This window comes from Nocardia sp. NPDC004718 (genome assembly GCF_053601535.1).
Genome location: NZ_JBSGCA010000017.1, coordinates 1 through 16,350, shown reverse-complemented (window position 1 = coordinate 16,350; position 16,350 = coordinate 1). Strand labels below are relative to the sequence as shown.

General features: G+C 69.9%; 15 protein-coding genes. 9 read left to right on the top strand and 6 right to left on the bottom strand.

Translation table 11 applies throughout. The annotated features are described in order from the left end of the window. Positions 1-72: 72 nt before the first annotated feature. The 6 genes from octT to holA all read left to right on the top strand — a co-directional run bounded on the left by octT (position 73) and on the right by holA (position 7,571). On the top strand, positions 73-768 hold the full coding sequence (octT, locus tag ACWEH3_RS15290) for a diglucosylglycerate octanoyltransferase (protein WP_450018721.1): 696 nt from the start codon (positions 73-75) through the stop codon (positions 766-768). 3 nt (positions 769-771) lie between these two features. Continuing rightward, positions 772-1,614: a DegV family protein gene (locus ACWEH3_RS15285; RefSeq protein WP_450018695.1), complete on the top strand. Its 843-nt coding sequence runs from the start codon at positions 772-774 to the stop codon at positions 1,612-1,614. Between the two features lie 82 nt (positions 1,615-1,696). Beyond that, the gene (locus tag ACWEH3_RS15280) at positions 1,697-2,182 is read left to right on the top strand and encodes a GNAT family N-acetyltransferase (protein ID WP_450018693.1); all 486 of its coding nucleotides are present in this window, start codon (positions 1,697-1,699) and stop codon (positions 2,180-2,182) included. A gap of 589 nt (positions 2,183-2,771) precedes the next feature. Continuing rightward, positions 2,772-3,692, top strand: coding sequence for a helix-hairpin-helix domain-containing protein (locus ACWEH3_RS15275; protein WP_450018691.1), 921 nt, complete (start codon positions 2,772-2,774; stop codon positions 3,690-3,692). Beyond that, positions 3,689-6,451 (top strand): ComEC/Rec2 family competence protein, encoded by a 2,763-nt coding sequence (locus ACWEH3_RS15270; RefSeq protein WP_450018689.1) that lies wholly within the window; start codon positions 3,689-3,691, stop codon positions 6,449-6,451. Before ACWEH3_RS15275 ends, ACWEH3_RS15270 begins: the two co-directional genes overlap by 4 nt. A gap of 148 nt (positions 6,452-6,599) precedes the next feature. Next, a complete protein-coding gene (holA, locus tag ACWEH3_RS15265) occupies positions 6,600-7,571 on the top strand; it encodes a DNA polymerase III subunit delta (protein ID WP_450018687.1) in 972 nt (323 codons plus the stop codon). Positions 7,572-7,851: 280 nt separating this feature from the next. Here the strand turns inward: holA and ACWEH3_RS15260 are convergent, their stop codons facing one another. Further along, complete coding sequence (locus ACWEH3_RS15260; RefSeq protein ID WP_450018685.1) at positions 7,852-8,922, bottom strand: aldo/keto reductase; 1,071 nt, start codon at positions 8,920-8,922, stop codon at positions 7,852-7,854. Positions 8,923-9,047: 125 nt separating this feature from the next. Between ACWEH3_RS15260 and ACWEH3_RS15255 the strand changes: the two genes are divergently transcribed. Continuing rightward, entirely contained in the window at positions 9,048-10,112 is a 1,065-nt protein-coding gene (locus ACWEH3_RS15255; RefSeq protein ID WP_450018683.1) for an MmyB family transcriptional regulator, read from the top strand. Positions 10,113-10,118: 6 nt separating this feature from the next. Here ACWEH3_RS15255 and ACWEH3_RS15250 read toward each other — a convergent pair whose 3' ends face one another. Together ACWEH3_RS15250 and rpsT are read right to left on the bottom strand one after the other, a co-directional pair. Beyond that, the gene (locus ACWEH3_RS15250) at positions 10,119-10,364 is read right to left on the bottom strand and encodes a hypothetical protein (protein WP_450018681.1); all 246 of its coding nucleotides are present in this window, start codon (positions 10,362-10,364) and stop codon (positions 10,119-10,121) included. 175 nt (positions 10,365-10,539) lie between these two features. Next, positions 10,540-10,800 carry a 30S ribosomal protein S20 gene (gene rpsT, locus ACWEH3_RS15245; protein ID WP_355072365.1) on the bottom strand — a complete coding sequence of 87 codons (261 nt, stop codon included), beginning with the start codon at positions 10,798-10,800 and terminating at the stop codon, positions 10,540-10,542. A gap of 535 nt (positions 10,801-11,335) precedes the next feature. Between rpsT and ACWEH3_RS15240 the strand changes: the two genes are divergently transcribed. Next, complete coding sequence (locus ACWEH3_RS15240; RefSeq protein WP_450018679.1) at positions 11,336-12,124, top strand: aquaporin; 789 nt, start codon at positions 11,336-11,338, stop codon at positions 12,122-12,124. A gap of 54 nt (positions 12,125-12,178) precedes the next feature. Here the strand turns inward: ACWEH3_RS15240 and ACWEH3_RS15235 are convergent, their stop codons facing one another. Together ACWEH3_RS15235 and ACWEH3_RS15230 are read right to left on the bottom strand one after the other, a co-directional pair. Continuing rightward, positions 12,179-12,583 carry a DUF5360 family protein gene (locus tag ACWEH3_RS15235; RefSeq protein WP_450018677.1) on the bottom strand — a complete coding sequence of 135 codons (405 nt, stop codon included), beginning with the start codon at positions 12,581-12,583 and terminating at the stop codon, positions 12,179-12,181. Positions 12,584-12,591: 8 nt separating this feature from the next. Further along, entirely contained in the window at positions 12,592-13,146 is a 555-nt protein-coding gene (locus ACWEH3_RS15230; RefSeq protein ID WP_450018675.1) for a type II toxin-antitoxin system PemK/MazF family toxin, read from the bottom strand. Between the two features lie 313 nt (positions 13,147-13,459). Here ACWEH3_RS15230 and lepA point away from each other — a divergent pair, with 313 nt between their 5' ends. Further along, on the top strand, positions 13,460-15,337 hold the full coding sequence (gene lepA, locus ACWEH3_RS15225) for a translation elongation factor 4 (RefSeq protein ID WP_397073234.1): 1,878 nt from the start codon (positions 13,460-13,462) through the stop codon (positions 15,335-15,337). Positions 15,338-15,341: 4 nt separating this feature from the next. On the opposite strand, the gene ACWEH3_RS15220 is transcribed toward lepA, so the two are convergent. Further along, a partial coding sequence (locus ACWEH3_RS15220) for a sensor histidine kinase (RefSeq protein WP_452358335.1) occupies positions 15,342-16,350 on the bottom strand: 1,009 nt, incomplete at its 5' end.

Below are 16,350 nucleotides of genomic sequence, written 5' to 3'. Positions count from 1 at the left end.
GAGTTCGCCGCTGTCGCTCCGGAGTCCGCGGGCGCCGACGAACCCGCCGAAACGCGCGAAGCCGGGCGCCCGGTGCTGCTGGTGATCGCCGACTCCCTGTCCTACTTCGGGCCCAAGGGCGGACTGCCTGCCGACCATCCGCGTATCTGGCCGAACCTCGTTGCCGCCGAACTGGATTGGGACGTCGAATTGGTCGCCCGGATCGGCTGGACCTGCCGCGACGCCTATTGGGCCCTGATCGGCGATCCTCGGGTGTGGGCGGCGGTGCCGCGCGCCGGTGCGGTGGTCTTCGCCGTCGGCGGCATGGACACGCTGCCCTCGCCGCTGCCCACCGCGCTGCGCGAACTGATCCGCTATGTGCGCCCGCCCGCGCTGCGCCGGGTCGTCCGCGCCACTTACAACTGGCTGCAGCCCAAGCTGTCGAAACTCGGCAGGCCCGTGGCGCTTCCGCCGAAGGTGAGTGTCGACTATCTGGAACAGTGCCGCACGGCGCTGGCGCAGTTGCGCCCTGACCTGCCGGTCGTCGCGGTGCTGCCCTCGGTGCACAACTGCGCGGCCTACGGCCGCGTGCACTCCGGTCGGCCACGGGCGGTCGAGGCGCTGCGCTCGTGGTCGAACCGGACTTCGGTGCCGCTGGTCGACCTAGGGGAAGCCGTGCGCGACAACATTTTCTCCGGCGAGGCGAATCCGGACGGTATCCACTGGGGCTGGAACGGTCACACGGCGGTGGCCAACGCGATGGTCAAGACCCTGCAGGAGGTTCGGTAGTCCGTGGCAGTCGTGGTCGTCACCGATTCGTCCGCCAGCCTCCCTGCCGAACATCTCGACGAGCTGGATATCGCCGTCGTCCCGCTGCACGTCCTGGTCGGTGACCGGGCGATGCGGGAAGGCGTCGACCCGGTCGAGATCGACTATGCCTCCGACACCGTGACCACTTCGGCCGCCTCGCCCGGCGAGCTGCGGGAGGTGTACGAGCGGGCCTTGGAGCGCAGCGGCGGTGACGGCGTTGTCGCGGTGCACCTTTCCCGGCGGCTGTCGGGCACATGGGAGGCCGGTCGGCAGGCCGTGCGCGACATGGACGCCGCCGACCGCGTCCGGCTGGTCGACTCGCTCGGAGCCGGGTTGGCCACCGGTCTGCCCGTGCTGGCCGCCGCCCGGCGTGCCGAGTCGGGGGCGCCGCTGGACGTGGTGTACGACGCGGCGGTGGCGGCCGCCGCGCGCGCCCGCACGTTCATCCTGGTCAATCGCACCGAGCAATTGCGGCGCGGCGGCAGGCTGTCGGCGGCGGCGACGTTCTTCGGCAGCGAGCTGGTCACCAAGCCGCTGCTGCAGATCGTCGAGGGACGGCTGGAGCTGCGGGAGAAGGTCAGGACGCGCTCCAAGGCGTACGCGAAACTCGTCGCCGCGGCAGTCGACGCGGCGGGCGAGGACGGCGCCGCGATGGCCGTGCAGCATCTGGGCGCCGAGGACGCCGCACAGACCATCGCGGGCCAGTTGCGGGAACTCGTTCCCGGCCTCGAAGAACTCATCGTCGCCGAGTTCGGGCCCGCGCTGGCGGTGCATCTCGGGTTGGGGGCGCTCGGCGTGCTCGTCGTCCCCGGCGGGTGTCGCTGAGCGTGTGCGGGTCTTCGGGCGGACAACGATCTCGGTGATCCGAATGCGAGCGCGTCCCCCGGCGTACGGCTAGCGTCGGAGCATGAGTTCCGCGAAGCCGCCGGTCCGTCCTCCACTCATCGTGACCGCCGTCGACTGGGACCATCCGGACGCGGTGATGTTGCGCGCGGAGATGGCGGCCGAGGTCGGGCCGCGCTACGCGCATTTGGCCAGGCGACTGCCCACGAACCCGAACGCCGTGGATTCCGCCACTGTGCACAGCACTTTCGTGGCGTACTCCGATGGTCCGGTCGGTCACGCCGCGCTGCGGTGGAACGGGGAGGAACTCGAGGTCAAGCGGATGTTCGTCCGCCCCGCGCATCGCGGCTCTGGCGCGGCGGCGCTCTTGCTCACCGCCGCCGAGGATGCCGCCCGAGCGGCCGGACGCCCCCGGCTGATCCTGCAAACCGGTCACCTGCAACCGGAGGCCGTCCGCTTCTACGAACGCAGCGGTTACCACCGAATTCCGATCTTCTCGCCGTACGAAGTGCTGCCCCTGTCGAACTGCTTCGCCAAGGATCTGGGCTGAGGCGGCACAGAGCCACGAGCGCGTTCCGGCATAGCCGCCCCTGTTCCACGGCGAGTTGTGCACAGGGCCGCGGTTGTCAACAGGTTCGTCGAATCCGCTGGTCGGACAGGTCTTTCCGGCGCCTGCCCGCATTACCGTCGCGGCCATGTCACGACAGGACGAACGCGAGCGGGTACGGCGGCGATTGGGCGAGCTGACCGCCAGGGTCGGCGCGAGCATGACGGCCGGCGTCGGCACCGGGAAGGCCGGGCCCGATGCGGAGCACGGACCGTCCGGATGGGAGACGGCGCGGTCTGCGCGCAGCGTGCCCGTGGGGGAAACGGCGCAGCCGGATCGTCCGAGCCGCACCGCCAGGGCCGCGGCGGCCGCCCCATACCGGGGTCGATCGAGCACGGTCGCACGCCCATCGACTTCGGACGAAAATGCCTCGCGCCCAGTGGGTCTCGGGTGGCAGACGGGCCGGACGCCGCCTGTCGTCCGCCTCGGTCCCACAGCTGGGGAGACGCAGCCCATACCCGATGTCGGGAAGGTGGTGGATGCCCGCCCCGCCGAATCCGAGGATGACGAAAGCGACCGCCGGTCGGCACCCGTGAGAAACCACTCCGATGATGCCGCGCAAGCCGGTGGGACCCGGCCCGCGAGCCGCCCTGATGCCGCGGGGAAATGGGATCTCGTGCGGCTGCCCGGCCACCCCGCGCCCGACCGGGAGTCCGAAGACGATGTCGGCCGAGTTCGGTCGCCCGGCTGGCTGGAGGATCCGGCGCCCGGCGCGAATCGGCTGCACCGCCTCGTGCCCGAACGGTTCCGGGGTCTGCGGCTCGATCCGGGGCGTCACGGGGTCCGTACGCTCGCGCTTGTCGGCCTTGCCGCGATGGTCTTCGCCGGGGTGGTCGTGTTCCGCGAGCGCCCGATCGCTCACACGGTGCCGCCATTGCCGATCGGACAGAGCGTCGCCTTGGCGACAACCAGTGCTCCCACCACGAGCGCGGCCGGAGCGCCACCGCGGGCAGTCGAACCCGGCCCGCCGACGACGGAATTGGTCGTCAGCGTGGTCGGCCTGGTCCACCGCAGCGGTTTGGTTCGTCTCCCCGAAGGTTCGCGTGTCGCCGACGCGCTCGCCGCGGCGGGCGGCCCGAGTGAAGGCGCGGACACCACCGGCCTGAATCTGGCGCAGCGGCTGTCGGATGGCGATCAAGTGCAGGTCGGTCCGGCCGCGCCGAGCTCGGGCCCGGCGCAGCAGGGCAGCGGCACGATCGGCGCAGGCGGACGCCCATCCACCGGGTCCGCCGCCGCGCCGAGCCGTCCGTCGAGCCCGGCGGGCCGGATCGACCTCAACACGGCCTCCGAAGCCGAACTGGATGCTCTCCCCGGTGTCGGGCCAATCACTGCACGCGCGATCGTCAGCTGGCGTACCACCAACGGTCGCTTCAGCACGGTCGAGCAGCTCGGTGAAGTCGACGGCATCGGCCCCGCCCGCTTGGCGCGGCTGCGTGATCTGGTGCGGGTATGAACGCCGCCGGGTTGCTCGAACTGGTTCGCCGGAAGCTGGGTGCCGAACCGGAATCGTCCATGGCCCGCACGCGCGCCGGAGCCGTTCGAGGTTCGGGGGAGGGCGACGCGTCGGAGGAGCCCGGCGTCGTTCAGGCACTCGACGCTCGCCTGCTGCCCGCCGCTTTGTGCTGCTGGGTTGCGACCATCGTGGCGGTGGCGGCAGGGTGGCGGGCCGGGCTCGCGCTGGCGATCGCGTTGACGGTCTCGGCCATCGGGTTGTGGGTATTGGTGTTGTGGGTGACCGCGCACCGCGGCGAACGCCGACGAGCGGTGGCAGTGGTTGCCCTAGCCGCTGTGGTGCTCGGCGCGGGATTCGCGGCCGCGGCGGCATGGCGGGAACATCGCGTGGCGACCCATCCGCTGCGGGCTTCGACCGGGCAGTCGGTGCGTGTGGTGGTCATTCCGACAGACGATCCGAAACCGCTGCGTGCCAAGGTCTCCGGCGCGGATCGTCAATGGGTGGTCCGGGCGGATCTGCGCGAGTACCGACGCGGCGGGGTGACGGTACGCGCCGGTGGCGCGGTGGTCGTCCTGGCTTCCGGTCCGGAGTGGGGTGACTTGTCGCCGGGCGCGCCGGTCGAGTTCCGGGCCAGGGTGGAAATGCCGCGCCGATCCGACCTCACCGTCGTCACGCTGCACGCGCAGGGCGCGCCCACTGCCGCCGGACCCCTGCCGTGGTGGCAGCGCGCCGCCGATACGGTGCGCGCCGACTTCGCGGCGGCAGCGACGCGAGCCCTGCCTGCCGACGCCGCAGGGCTGCTGCCGGCGTTGGTCGTCGGCGATACCGCGGCGTTGCCCGAACAGGTGCGCGAGGATTTCAAGATCGCTGGGCTGCAACACCTGACAGTGGTCAGCGGCGCGAATTTCACCATCTTGCTCTCGGTGGTGTTGCTCGTCGTACGCCTGCTGACGCTCGGTCCGCGCGGTGCTACGGCCGTCGCCGCCGTGGCGCTGCTGATGTTCATCGTCGTCGCTCGGCCGGACCCGAGCGTGCTGCGCGCCGGTGCGATGGGCGCGATCACCCTGCTCGCCGTGCTCACCGGCCGTCGTAAACAGGCGCTGCCCGCGTTGTGCGCCGCGATCATCGCGTTGCTAGCCCTTTGGCCAGGGCTCGCCGTCGACGCGGGGTTCGCGTTGTCGGTCGTCGCGACGGGTGGCCTGATCCTGTTGGCGCCGAGCTGGGCCGACTGGTTGCGCGCCAGGGGATGGTGGCGGGTGCCCGCCGAGACAGTGGCCGTGTCCGCCGGGGCGTTCGTGGTCACGACGCCGATCATGATCGCGCTCACCGGACAGCTCAGCCTGGTCGCCGTCCTCGCGAACGTGCTGGTCGCCCCGGTCGTCGCGCCGATCACCGTCGCGGGGGCAGCCGGTGCCGCGCTGTCGAGCCTGTGGTCGCCTCTGGCCGACTTGGCGCTGCGCTGCGCGACACCGCCGCTGTGGTGGCTGTTGTGGGTGGCCCGCCACGCGGCCGCGCTGCCCGGCGCGTCCGTCGCGGTCCCGGGTGGCCCGGCGGGAGGCCTGATCGCGAGTGCCGTCGTGGTGGGCCTGATCGCGGCATTGCGTGTTCGCCCTGTGCGGCGGATCGCCGCCGCGGTCGTGGTCGGCGTCGCGGTGGTCCTGGTCCCGGTGCGGCTCTGGCACCCCGGCTGGCCGCCGCCCGGCTGGGTACTCGCGGCGTGCGACGTCGGCCAAGGTGATGGCCTCGCGTTGTCGGTCGGTCCCGGCGCCGCCGTGGTCATCGATGTCGGGCCGGATCCGCGCCCGATCCGGACCTGCCTGGATCGTTTGCGCGTCTCGCGCATCCCGCTGCTGATCCTCACCCATCCGCACGCGGATCACATCGACGGGCTCGCCGGCGCGCTGCACGGCCGCACGGTCGACGCGATCGCCGTCGGCGTCCACGAGCTCGATGTGCTCGCGCCACCCGCACAAGATCGGTCGACGCCCGAAGCGGGGCTCGGGTGCGCTTCCGTGACCGCCACCGCACCGGACACGGAGGTGCACCGGCTCAGCGGGTTCGCGAAAGGTCATGCCCGGAAAGACCGAATCGTTTCGTTCGGCCGACGAGGTGCGCGAAGCCGGTTGCCGGGCAGCCACGATCGCGCCGCTCCCGTGCTGGGACACGCGCAAATCGATTGTCGGCCGGTCGGATACGGGATGCGGAGCCAGGCGCGTCCGTCGGGTGACGCGCATGCCCCTGCCTCCGGGCTCACGCAGGTCGCGGTCATCGCCAAGAGCGCGGGAGTGCCGCTGCTGGAATTGTCGGCCGGACATGTTCTGAGTTTCGGGTCGATCGAACTGGAGGTGCTCGCGCCGGCCAGGAATGGTGCGCGACCGGCCCGGGGCGCGGAAACCGACGGCGCCAACGACCGTTCGGTGGTCGTCACCGCTCGCACGCCCGCGGGCAGGATCCTGCTCACCGGGGACATCGAGGCCACCGCGCAGCGGGCTCTGATGCACGCCGGGATTCCCATCCAGGCGGAGATCCTCAAACTTCCGCATCACGGATCACGTACCACCACAAAGGAATTCCTCGACGCGGTGCGTCCGCGTCTGGTGCTGGTGAGCGTCGGCGCGGACAACACCTTCGGGCATCCCGCTCCCGCGGTCCTCGCGGATTTGTCGGCCCTCGGCGCGACGGTGGTACGCACGGATCAGGAAGGCGACATCGTGATCTCGGCCGGAGGCGGGCACTTGCGTATGACGAGTTCGCGATGACTGGGGATCACGCGTGGCGCGACTACCCCTGGCCGGGGTGAGGTGTCGGTCATGGACCGTAGGATCGGGCTGTGGACGAGCGCGGCGAATGGAGTAAGGCGGCAGAGCCATCGAGCACGACGCCCTCCGGCGACGAGGAGGCGCCGTCGTGAGCGAGCGGCCTGCGCCCGTGCATTTGGTGCTCGGGGAAGAGGAACTGCTGATCGAGCGGGCGCTGGGCGCGCTCACCGCGCAGGTGAGGGCGTTGGCTCCGGACCCCGCCGCGGTGCCGGTCGATCGTCTGCGCGCGGGGGACGCGAGTACCGCGGAGCTGGCCGAACTGCTGAGCCCCTCGTTGTTCGCCGAGGACCGGGTGATCATCCTCGAGGCGGCGGCCGAGGCGGGTAAGGACGCGGTCGCGGTGATCACCGAGGCATCGCAGAGCCCGCCCGAGGGTGTGTTGCTGGTCGTTGTGCACTCCGGTGGCGGGCGGGCCAAAGCGCTCGCGCCCGCGCTGCAGAAGGCCGGTGCCGTCACCCACGACTGCGCCAAATTGACCAAGGCCGCCGAGCGCGTCGAGTTCGTGCGCGGTGAGTTCCGCGACGCCGGAGTGCGGGTGTCCGGCGAGGTCGTCCAAGTGGTGCTGGAAGCGGTGGGCTCGGACCTGCGTGAGCTGGCCGCGGCGTGCGGGCAGCTGGCCGCGGACACCGGAGGGAAGATCGATGTCGCGGCCGTGCGCCGCTACTACTCGGGCAAGGCCGAGGTCTCCGGGTTCGACGTGGCCGAGCTCGCGGTGGCCGGGGATCGACCCGGTGCGATGGAGGCGCTGCGCTGGGCGAACGACCGCGGCGTTCCGCATGTCCTGCTCGCCGACGCGCTCGCCGACTCGGTACACACCATCGCGCGCGTCGGTTCGGCCGGGCGCGGCGACCCGTTCAAGCTGGCCCAGCAGCTCGGCATGCCGCCGTGGAAGGTGAAGAAAGCCCAAGCCCAGGCCCGCAACTGGACCCCCGCGACCATCGGCTCCGCCCTCCAGGTGGTCGCGACCCTCAACGCCGACGTGAAAGGCGGCGCGGCCGACGCGGGCTACGCGCTGGAACTTGCCCTTACCCGAATCCTCGATCTGCACGGCGCGAGCTGATCCGGGCCCGCTCGACCCGTTCCAATCCGTTCGCTGGGGGCACACACTTCTGCCTGCCGGGTCGGTCCCGAGTGCTGAGATCCTTCGATGGTCAGACGCGTTCAGCCTCGGCCCTGGTTCCCGCTGGGTCAACGCCATGCGGGGCTGGTCCCCACCCAACCCGGCAAGTACCCCGTGCGCGGCGGACGCCAGCTCGCCGGAGACCGGCCGCGCCGCCGATCACGTGCGATCCGATGCGGCGGTGCGGGTCTCGCTTCGCACCGCCGCATCGGATCGATGCTCAGACGCGCCCTTCTATCTTCAGGTCACCGAAGGTGACGCTCTGGGTCATCGAGCGGTTGAGGAATTCGTGCGGGAACCCGAGATCCACCGCACTGGCCTGTTCCAGCCTGGCGAGCTGGGTGGCGTCGAACTCCACGTCGAGGGCGCCGAGGTTGTCCTCCAGTTGCGCCGCCGTGCGCGCGCCGATGATCGGCGAGGTGACTCCGGGCTCGCGCAGCGTCCAGGCCAGCGCGACCTGCGAGGGCGTCCTGCCGATCTCCTCGGCGACCTGCTTCACGACGTCGGCGATGGCGAGGCCGCGTTCGGTGAGCGAGCCGTTGGCGGCGGCCACGTTCTTGCGGCTGCCTTCGGGCGAACCGTCCGCCTGGTGGTCGAGGTCGGCGCGGCTGTACTTGCCGGTGAGCACACCGCTGGCCAGCGGTGACCACGGAATCACACCGAGGCCCAGTTCGCGCGCCATCGGGATGAGGTCGCGCTCGACGGTCCGCTCGATCAGGCTGTATTCGATCTGCAGCGCGATCAGCGGCGACCAGCCGCGCAGGTCCGCGATGGTCTGCATCCGTGCGATCTGCCAGGCAGGCGCGTCGGAGATGCCGACGTAGAGCACTTTGCCCGAGCGCACCAGATCGTCCATACCGCGCAGGATCTCCTCGACGGGGGTCAGGAAATCCCAGGCGTGCAGGTAGAGCAGGTCGATGTAGTCGGTGTTCAGCCTGCGCAGGCTGGCCTCCACCGAGCCGACCATGCTCTTGCGGTGGTTGCCACCGGAATTCGGGTCACCCGGACGGCGCAGCATGGTGTATTTGGTGGCCAGCACCAAGCTTTCGCGGTTGTCCGCGGTGAATTCGCCGAGCAGTTGCTCGGAGGTGCCGTTGGTGTACTGGTTGGCCGTATCGATGAAGTTGCCGCCGCGCTCGACATAGGTGTCGAAGATCTTGCGGGCCTCGTCCCGGTCCGCGCCCCAGCCCCAATCGGCGCCGAAGGTCATGGTTCCCAGGGACAGGGGTGACACCCGAAGGCCCGAGCGGCCGAGCAGCCGGTAGGTGTCGAGGGTGCGAGCTCCGGACATGTCCAGCTCCTTGTGTTTTCGCGATGTCTCGTTGCCGGAAGCCAGTCTTCAGCGCCGCGCGAGGACCAGTAAGGGAAGCTTCATCCTGGGAAAGCCAGTCCTAGGCAGCCGTAGGATCGACGGTGATGAGCACCGTGCACCCCACACAGCGCCGCGACCTCACCTCCGGTGGCGGCAGCCCGCGTGACCACGCCGGACCCGGGAGCGGCGCGGAGTCGGCCCAGCGCCGCGATCCGAGGCCTGGCAGCGGCGGCCCGCGCAACCACGGCGGACCCGGGAGCGGTGCTGATTCGACCCAGCGCCGCGACCTCGGGTCCAGCGGTGGGAGTCCGCGCACGCACGCGGGGTCCGGCAGCGGCGCGGATCGAGTGCAGGAGATGGCCGCCTTCTTGCGGGCTCGCCGGGAGCGGCTGACCCCGGCGGATCTCGGCTTGCCGCTGCGCAAGCAGGCGCGCCGGACGCCGGGGCTGCGCCGGGAAGAGGTGGCCGAACTGGCCGGCGTGAGCACCGACTACATCGTGCGGCTGGAGCAGGGGCGGGGCCTGCGGCCGTCGGTGGACGTGCTGAACGCGCTGGCGCGGGCCTTGTGCTTGAACGACGACGAGCGCGCCTACCTGTTCGATCTCGCGCGACAGCGGCAGCCGGACAGCGGCAAGCCGAGCACGGTGCCCGCGCCCGCACTGGCCATGCTGGTGCGCGATCTGTCCCCGCTGCCCGCGATGCTGGTCAACCACCGCTACGACATCCTGGCCTGGAATCGGGAGATGGCGGCGTTGATCACGGACTTCGGCGCGCTGCCGGAGCGGCAGCGCAACTCCATGTGGTTGTGCCTGCTCGACCCGGGCATGCGAGATTTCTATGTCGAGCGGGAACGCATCATCCGGGAGGGCATCGCGGATCTGCGCGCGGCATGGGCCGCGCATCCGGAGGACCGGGCGCTGGCCGACCTGATCGCCGAGTTCACCGCCTACAGCGCGGAATTCGAGCAGGCATGGGCCCGCCACGACGTCCGCGTGCAGGGACGGGGGAACAAGCCGCTGCGGCATCCGGTGGTGGGTCCGCTGGTCGTCAGCTACGAGGTGCTCATGCCCGTGCAGGATCCCGACCAGCGGATCGTCATCTACCGCGCCGCCGACGCGGACTCCCAGACGGCGCTCGACCGGCTCACCGCCGACCTGGATACGCGGTGACGGGAACTATTCCGTGGAGGTCAGAACCAGCTCGCCGTCGTCGTCCGCGTCTTCGTAGCGGCCTTCCCACTCCTCGTAGGCGGGCACGTCCTCGTCCCGCGTGACGATCCACTCCAACGAGTAACCGCCGTCGTCGTCGGGAACCAGCACATTCTCGATCCTCAGTCCGAATCCGAGCACCTCGGCCGCGCGGATCACGTCCGGCAGATCCTCGGCGCGAACGACCGTCTGATTGGCATACACGGTTACCATGCGCGGAATGGTAGCTGGAACCTCCGACACGGCGCGGGCCGAATCTCGAAACAGCAGCTGAAACGGCGTGGGAACCAGGTTGCTGTCCGGGCACGACAAAAGCCGCCGTGGTCATCGAGGCCACGACGGCTGCGTCACACCACGAGTGCGGTACCGGCACGCGGTACCGGGTGAATCAGAGCTTGTTGTAAGCCAGCGACAGGGCCGACTTCTTGTTGGCGGCCTGGTTGGCGTGGATGACGCCCTTCGAGGCAGCCTTGTCCAGCTTCCGGCTGGCGAACTGCAGGCGCGCGGCGGCGGCTTCCTTGTCACCGGCGGCAGCGGCCTCGCGGAAGCTGCGGATGGCGGTGCGCAGCGCGGACTTGACCGACTGGTTGCGCTTGCGCGCTTCCTCGTTGGTGCGGATCCGCTTCAGCTGGGACTTGATGTTGGCCACGCCGGTTCCTCGTGTTCCTGTCTGGTAGGTCTGTCCTGGGAAAGTTCGTCGAGCGCGCGACATACCCGAATGGAACGGGTAACGCAGCGCCGAAGATCGAGGTTACCAGTCACCGTTCGGCACGCGAAATCCGACACCGGACCCGGCCCGGTCGATGCCGGACACGGACCGCGCTGGGCTTCCCTGGCGACCGGCGAGTTCCGCCGCGATCCGGCTGCGGGGATCGGCACGACGGTCTCCGGGCGAGAGTACGCCCGCGTCGAGGCGTGGACCGGCGCGTGGTCGGGCTCACGGCCCGGTCGGCACACCGCAGGCACCGACCAGCACGTGTCCGGCGGCTGGGCCGTCGCTACGCGATATGCCGCCGCTGAAGAGCCTCTTCTCGGGCGGCGGCTCGACCGGCCCCGAAGTCGTTGTAGAGATCACACGACTCGCGTAGCGTCCTCCTAGCAACCGTTGCTTTCGAGCGGCTGGCGTTGCCGAAGCGGTACCACGACTCGTCCGAGTACATGTCTGGAACGCGGAAGGTGGACAGATGTCTCCAACGGCCCAGGAAGTAGTCGAAGAGGCTCTCGAGAACAAACCGGTTCCCGAGAGCAAGAAATGGGGCGCGGAGGCGCTCGGCACCTTCGTCCTGGTGATCGGCGGTGTCGGCACCGCGGTGCTGGCGGGGGAGAAGGTCGGTCCGCTGGGTATCGCGCTCGCCTTCGGCCTGTCGCTGATGTTTCTCGTCTATTCGATCGGGCCGATTTCGGGCTGCCACGTGAACCCGGCGGTGACCGTGGGGCATCTGCTGCTCGGCCGGATCAGCGGCGTGTCCGCGGCGGGGTATGTGATCTCGCAGCTGATCGGCGGGCTCCTCGCCGGTCTCGTGTTGTTCGCGCTGGCCAAGAACCTGCCGTCGTACGACCGGTCGGTCGACGGCCTCGCCGCGAACGGGTGGGGCAAGCACAGTCCCTCGGCGATTCGGGGGCCGCTGGGCGAGGTGGTGGTGCAGAACGGGTTCGGCATCGCCGCCACGATCATCGTCGAGGTGATGCTCACGGCGCTGCTGGTCTTCGTCGTGCTGTCCTCCACCGACCAGCTCTCCGACGTGCCGCTGGCCGGTCTGTCCATCGGCGCCACGCTGGCGGTGATCAACCTGGTGGCGATTCCGGTGGACTACGCCTCGGTGAACCCGGCACGCAGCCTCGCCGTGGCGCCCTACCAGGACGGCGCGATGGGGCAGGTCTGGGCGTTCATCGTGTTCCCGCTGATCGGCGGCGCACTCGGCGCGCTGCTGTACGGCCTGCTGTTCGGCCGTTCCCGCGAAATGATCTCCTGACGAAGGCGTTGGGCCCCGGTCACTCGGCGGGGGCCGATCACTGTGGCCGGGCGGTCAGCTCGCGCTGCGCTCCTGCGGTGCGGTGCACACCAAGGCGGCCAGCGCCGGGACCGGGAAAAGCAGCAGGAAGAGGTTGGGCACCCACCACAGCGGACTGAAATCGCCGCGCAGTGTCCAGAACGCGATGGCTTGCAGCCCCGCCACGCTGGTCAGGGTCAGCGAGACGGTCATCAGGGTGCGCCAACCGGGCGCGCGGCACAGGCTCGCCAAGCCGGTGGCGCTCGCGGCAAGGTCGAGTACGACGAACGAGTAGTTCCAGTCGCTGAGGATCGGGTCGGTGTAATCCTTGTACGCCCATTCGGGCGGAATCACCTGGGCGAACGCGATCGCCCAGTAGAGCAGGAAACCGACGTCGGTGATCAGCATGGCGATCTTGGTCGGCCCGAGCACGCGTGACATGGCCCGCCTCAGTGCCAGGCGTATTCGGCGCAGAGCCGGTGGGCGACCAGATCGAAGGTCTTGCGGGGCAGGATCGCGCCCTCGCGGCGGATGCCCGCCTCCGGCACGTCGAGCACCCGATCGAGCCGCACCCAGCTGGGGCGGTTGTCGTGGTCCCAGGACCCGCTGCCGATGCCGACCCAGTTGCGGTCGTAGGCGCGTTCCGGGTTCGACGACAACATCAGCCCCAGCAGCGTGCGACGGTCCCGGCCCACCACCAGCACCGGCCGGTCCTTGCCGTTGCTCGGATCCTCTTCGAACGGCACCCAGGTCCAGACGATCTCCCCGGGATCGGCACGGCCGTCCAGTTGCGGCGAGTAGACGATCTGCCGCGCCCGCTCGGCGGTCGGGACCGGCGTCGACGCGGCGGGCCGCACCGTGACGCCCGCGGCTGTACGCCGCTGGGCCAGCGACCCCACCAGCCGGTCGACCAGCCGGGGACCCTGCTGCTTGACGATCTTGGGCCCCTGTTGCTTAGCGATGAGACCGATCTGCTTGCCGAGGGTGTTCCAACTTCGGGCCATCCCAGGAGAATAACGGCGCACCCGCCGCTTCTCACCCGCGTGGGAACCGTTGTGTCGCGGGGGCCATTCGTCTCCGAGGAGGCTATGGAGTCGGCGTACGCCTCAACCACACTCTCGACCCGCCAGGGTGCGAGTCTTACGAGCACCGTTCGCGGCCCGGCTCGTGTCCGAGTGGGCGAAGCGCATGCGACGTAGTCGCGAGTCTCGCCCGCTCGGGCGCGAGCCATGAGGGAGCCGCGAACACGCAGCGCCGAAGGCGCTGCAAAAACTGGCAGAGCACCATGGGACGATAGACGGCAGTTTGCCGATACCCATGAGGAGTGGAGTGCCCGCCAGCTTCGCCGACACGACGTTCACCGATCCCGCCCGGATCCGGAACTTCTGCATCATCGCGCACATCGACCACGGCAAGTCGACGCTGGCCGACCGGATGCTGCAACTGACCGGTGTGGTCGAAGAGCGGCAGATGCGTGCGCAGTATCTGGACCGGATGGATATCGAGCGCGAGCGCGGCATCACCATCAAGGCCCAGAACGTGCGGCTGCCCTGGACGCCCCGGACGGGGGAGCACGCGGGCACCGATTTCGTGCTGCACCTCATCGACACACCCGGCCACGTCGACTTCACCTACGAGGTGTCGCGCGCCCTGGAGGCGTGCGAGGGCGCGATCCTGCTGGTCGACGCCGCGCAGGGCATCGAGGCGCAGACGCTGGCCAACCTGTACCTGGCGCTGGAGAAGGATCTGACAATCATCCCGGTGCTGAACAAGATCGACCTGCCCGCCGCGGACCCGGAGCGCTACGCCGCCGAGCTGGCGCACATCGTCGGCTGCGATCCGTCGGACGTGCTGCGCGTCTCCGGCAAGACGGGCGAGGGCGTGGCCGATCTGCTCGATCAGGTGATCGCCCAAGTTCCGCCGCCGGTCGGCGAGGCGGACGCGCCCGCCCGCGCGATGATCTTCGACTCGGTCTACGACACCTACCGCGGCGTGGTCACCTACGTCCGTGTGGTGGACGGCAAACTGACCCCGCGCGAGAAGATCAAGATGATGTCCACCGGCGCCACCCACGAGCTGCTGGAGATCGGCATCGTCTCGCCCGAGCCGAAACCGACCCAGGGGCTCGGCGTCGGCGAGGTCGGCTACCTGATCACCGGCGTGAAGGACGTGCGCCAATCCAAAGTCGGCGACACGGTGACCGGCGCGCGCGGCGGCGCGACCGAACCGCTCACCGGCTATCGCGAGCCGCGGCCGATGGTGTACTCCGGCCTGTATCCGGTGGACGGCTCCGACTATCCCGACCTGCGCGACGCGTTGGAGAAATTGCAGCTCAACGACGCCGCCCTGACCTACACGCCGGAGACCTCGGTCGCGCTCGGGTTCGGCTTCCGCTGCGGCTTCCTGGGCCTGCTGCACATGGAGATCACGCGCGAACGCCTGCAGCGCGAGTTCGACCTCGACCTCATCTCGACGGCCCCGAACGTGGTGTACCGGGTGGAGATGGAGGACGGCGCCGAGCACGTCGTCACCAATCCCTCGTACTGGCCCGAAGGCAAGGTTCGCAATGTCTACGAGCCGGTGGTGAAGTGCACCATCATCGCGCCGAGCGAGTTCATCGGCTCGATCATGGAGCTGTGCCAGTCCCGCCGCGGCGAGCTCGGCGGCATGGACTACCTGTCCGAGACCCGCGTCGAGCTGCGCTACACCATGCCGATGGCGGAGATCATCTTCGACTTCTTCGACTCGCTGAAGTCACGCACCCGCGGTTACGCGAGCCTCGACTACGAGGAGGCGGGCGAGCAGGAATCGCAGCTGGTGAAGGTGGACATCCTGCTGCAGGGCGAGGCGGTCGACGCGTTCAGCGCGATCGTGCACCGCGACGCCGCCCAGGCCTACGGCCACAAGATGACCACCAAGCTGCGCGAGCTGATCCCCCGCCAGCAGTTCGAGGTGCCCATCCAGGCCGCGATCGGGTCGAAGATCATCGCCCGCGAGAACATCCGCGCCATCCGCAAGGACGTGCTGGCCAAGTGCTACGGCGGTGACATCAGCCGCAAGCGCAAGCTGCTGGAGAAGCAGAAGGAAGGCAAGAAGCGGATGAAGACGATCGGCCGCGTCGACGTCCCGCAGGAAGCCTTCGTGGCCGCGCTGTCCTCCGACGCCGCTTCGGACAAGCCGAAGGACAAGAAGTAGGCGGCTAGCCCGCCGCGCGCAGCCGTACGCGCAGGCGGGCGCCGCCCATCGGGCTCTCGTCGAGTTCGGCAGTGCCGGAATGCAATTCGGCTTGCTGACGGACCAAGGCCAGGCCGAGGCCCGAGCCGGGGGAACCGGGGCCCTTGACGAAGCGGTCGAAGGCGTCGCCGCGCAACGCCTCGGGGACGCCGCGACCGTCGTCGTCCACGCAGATCTCCACGATGTGCTCCGGGCCGGATCGTGCGCTGACGGTGACGGTTCCGGCCTTGCCGTGTTGCACGGCGTTGGCGACGGCATTCGTGACGATGAGCATGACGCCGCCCGGTAGACCGGTCACCGTGATCGGTGGGCATTCGGCGAGTTCGACCCGCACCCCGGGGTGCCCGCGCCGCGCGTCGTGCACCGCGCGGTCGAGGGTGTCGCAGAGGTCGAACGGCTCGAAGACGTCCGGTTCGGTGAGTTCGCCGACCGCGAGGCGTTCCAGATCGGTCAGCGTGTTCTCGATCTGCCGCTCGGCGAACAGGATCTCGGACAGGATCACGCCGCGCTGCTGTTCGGGAATCTCTTTGGTGGCAAGTACTTGCAGGTCGGTGCGCAGCGCGGTGAGCGGCGTGCGCAACTCGTGCGCGCAGACCGCGGCGAAGTCGCGTGCGCCGGTCAGCGCCCGTTGGGTCGCGCGGTGGGCGGCTTCCAGCCGCGCGAGCATGCGGGTGATCGCGTCGGAGAGTTCCTCGGCCTCCCGCGCGCCGCGGCCGGACAGCGGCGGCAGTTTCTCCAACGTGTCGATGCGGTGGGTGGCGTCGGCGAGACGACGCAACGGGCGCGCGGCGAACCCGGCCAGGAACCAGCCGAGCAGGGCGGCCAGCAACGCGCCCGCCACGCCGATGCCGAGCCCGATGCGCTGGCTGCGATGTATGGCCGCCTCCACGACGTCGCGGTCGGGATCGAGCGCGACCAGCACGCCGGGCAGCCCGTCGACCCGGGCGATCGCCGCGTCGGCGGGGGCGTTGCTG

Bases quoted from the DNA above. Each gene is read 5' to 3' on its own strand.
- ACWEH3_RS15280 (WP_450018693.1), top strand. From the start codon at position 1,697: ATGAGTTCCGCGAAGCCGCCGGTCCGTCCTCCACTCATCGTGACCGCC.
- ACWEH3_RS15260 (WP_450018685.1), bottom strand. From the start codon at position 8,922: ATGTCCGGAGCTCGCACCCTCGACACCTACCGGCTGCTCGGCCGCTCG.
- ACWEH3_RS15270 (WP_450018689.1), top strand. From the start codon at position 3,689: ATGAACGCCGCCGGGTTGCTCGAACTGGTTCGCCGGAAGCTGGGTGCC.
- ACWEH3_RS15250 (WP_450018681.1), bottom strand. From the start codon at position 10,364: ATGGTAACCGTGTATGCCAATCAGACGGTCGTTCGCGCCGAGGATCTG.
- lepA (WP_397073234.1), top strand. From the start codon at position 13,460: ATGAGGAGTGGAGTGCCCGCCAGCTTCGCCGACACGACGTTCACCGAT.
- ACWEH3_RS15240 (WP_450018679.1), top strand. From the start codon at position 11,336: ATGTCTCCAACGGCCCAGGAAGTAGTCGAAGAGGCTCTCGAGAACAAA.
- ACWEH3_RS15235 (WP_450018677.1), bottom strand. From the start codon at position 12,583: ATGTCACGCGTGCTCGGGCCGACCAAGATCGCCATGCTGATCACCGAC.
- ACWEH3_RS15230 (WP_450018675.1), bottom strand. From the start codon at position 13,146: ATGGCCCGAAGTTGGAACACCCTCGGCAAGCAGATCGGTCTCATCGCT.
- ACWEH3_RS15255 (WP_450018683.1), top strand. From the start codon at position 9,048: ATGAGCACCGTGCACCCCACACAGCGCCGCGACCTCACCTCCGGTGGC.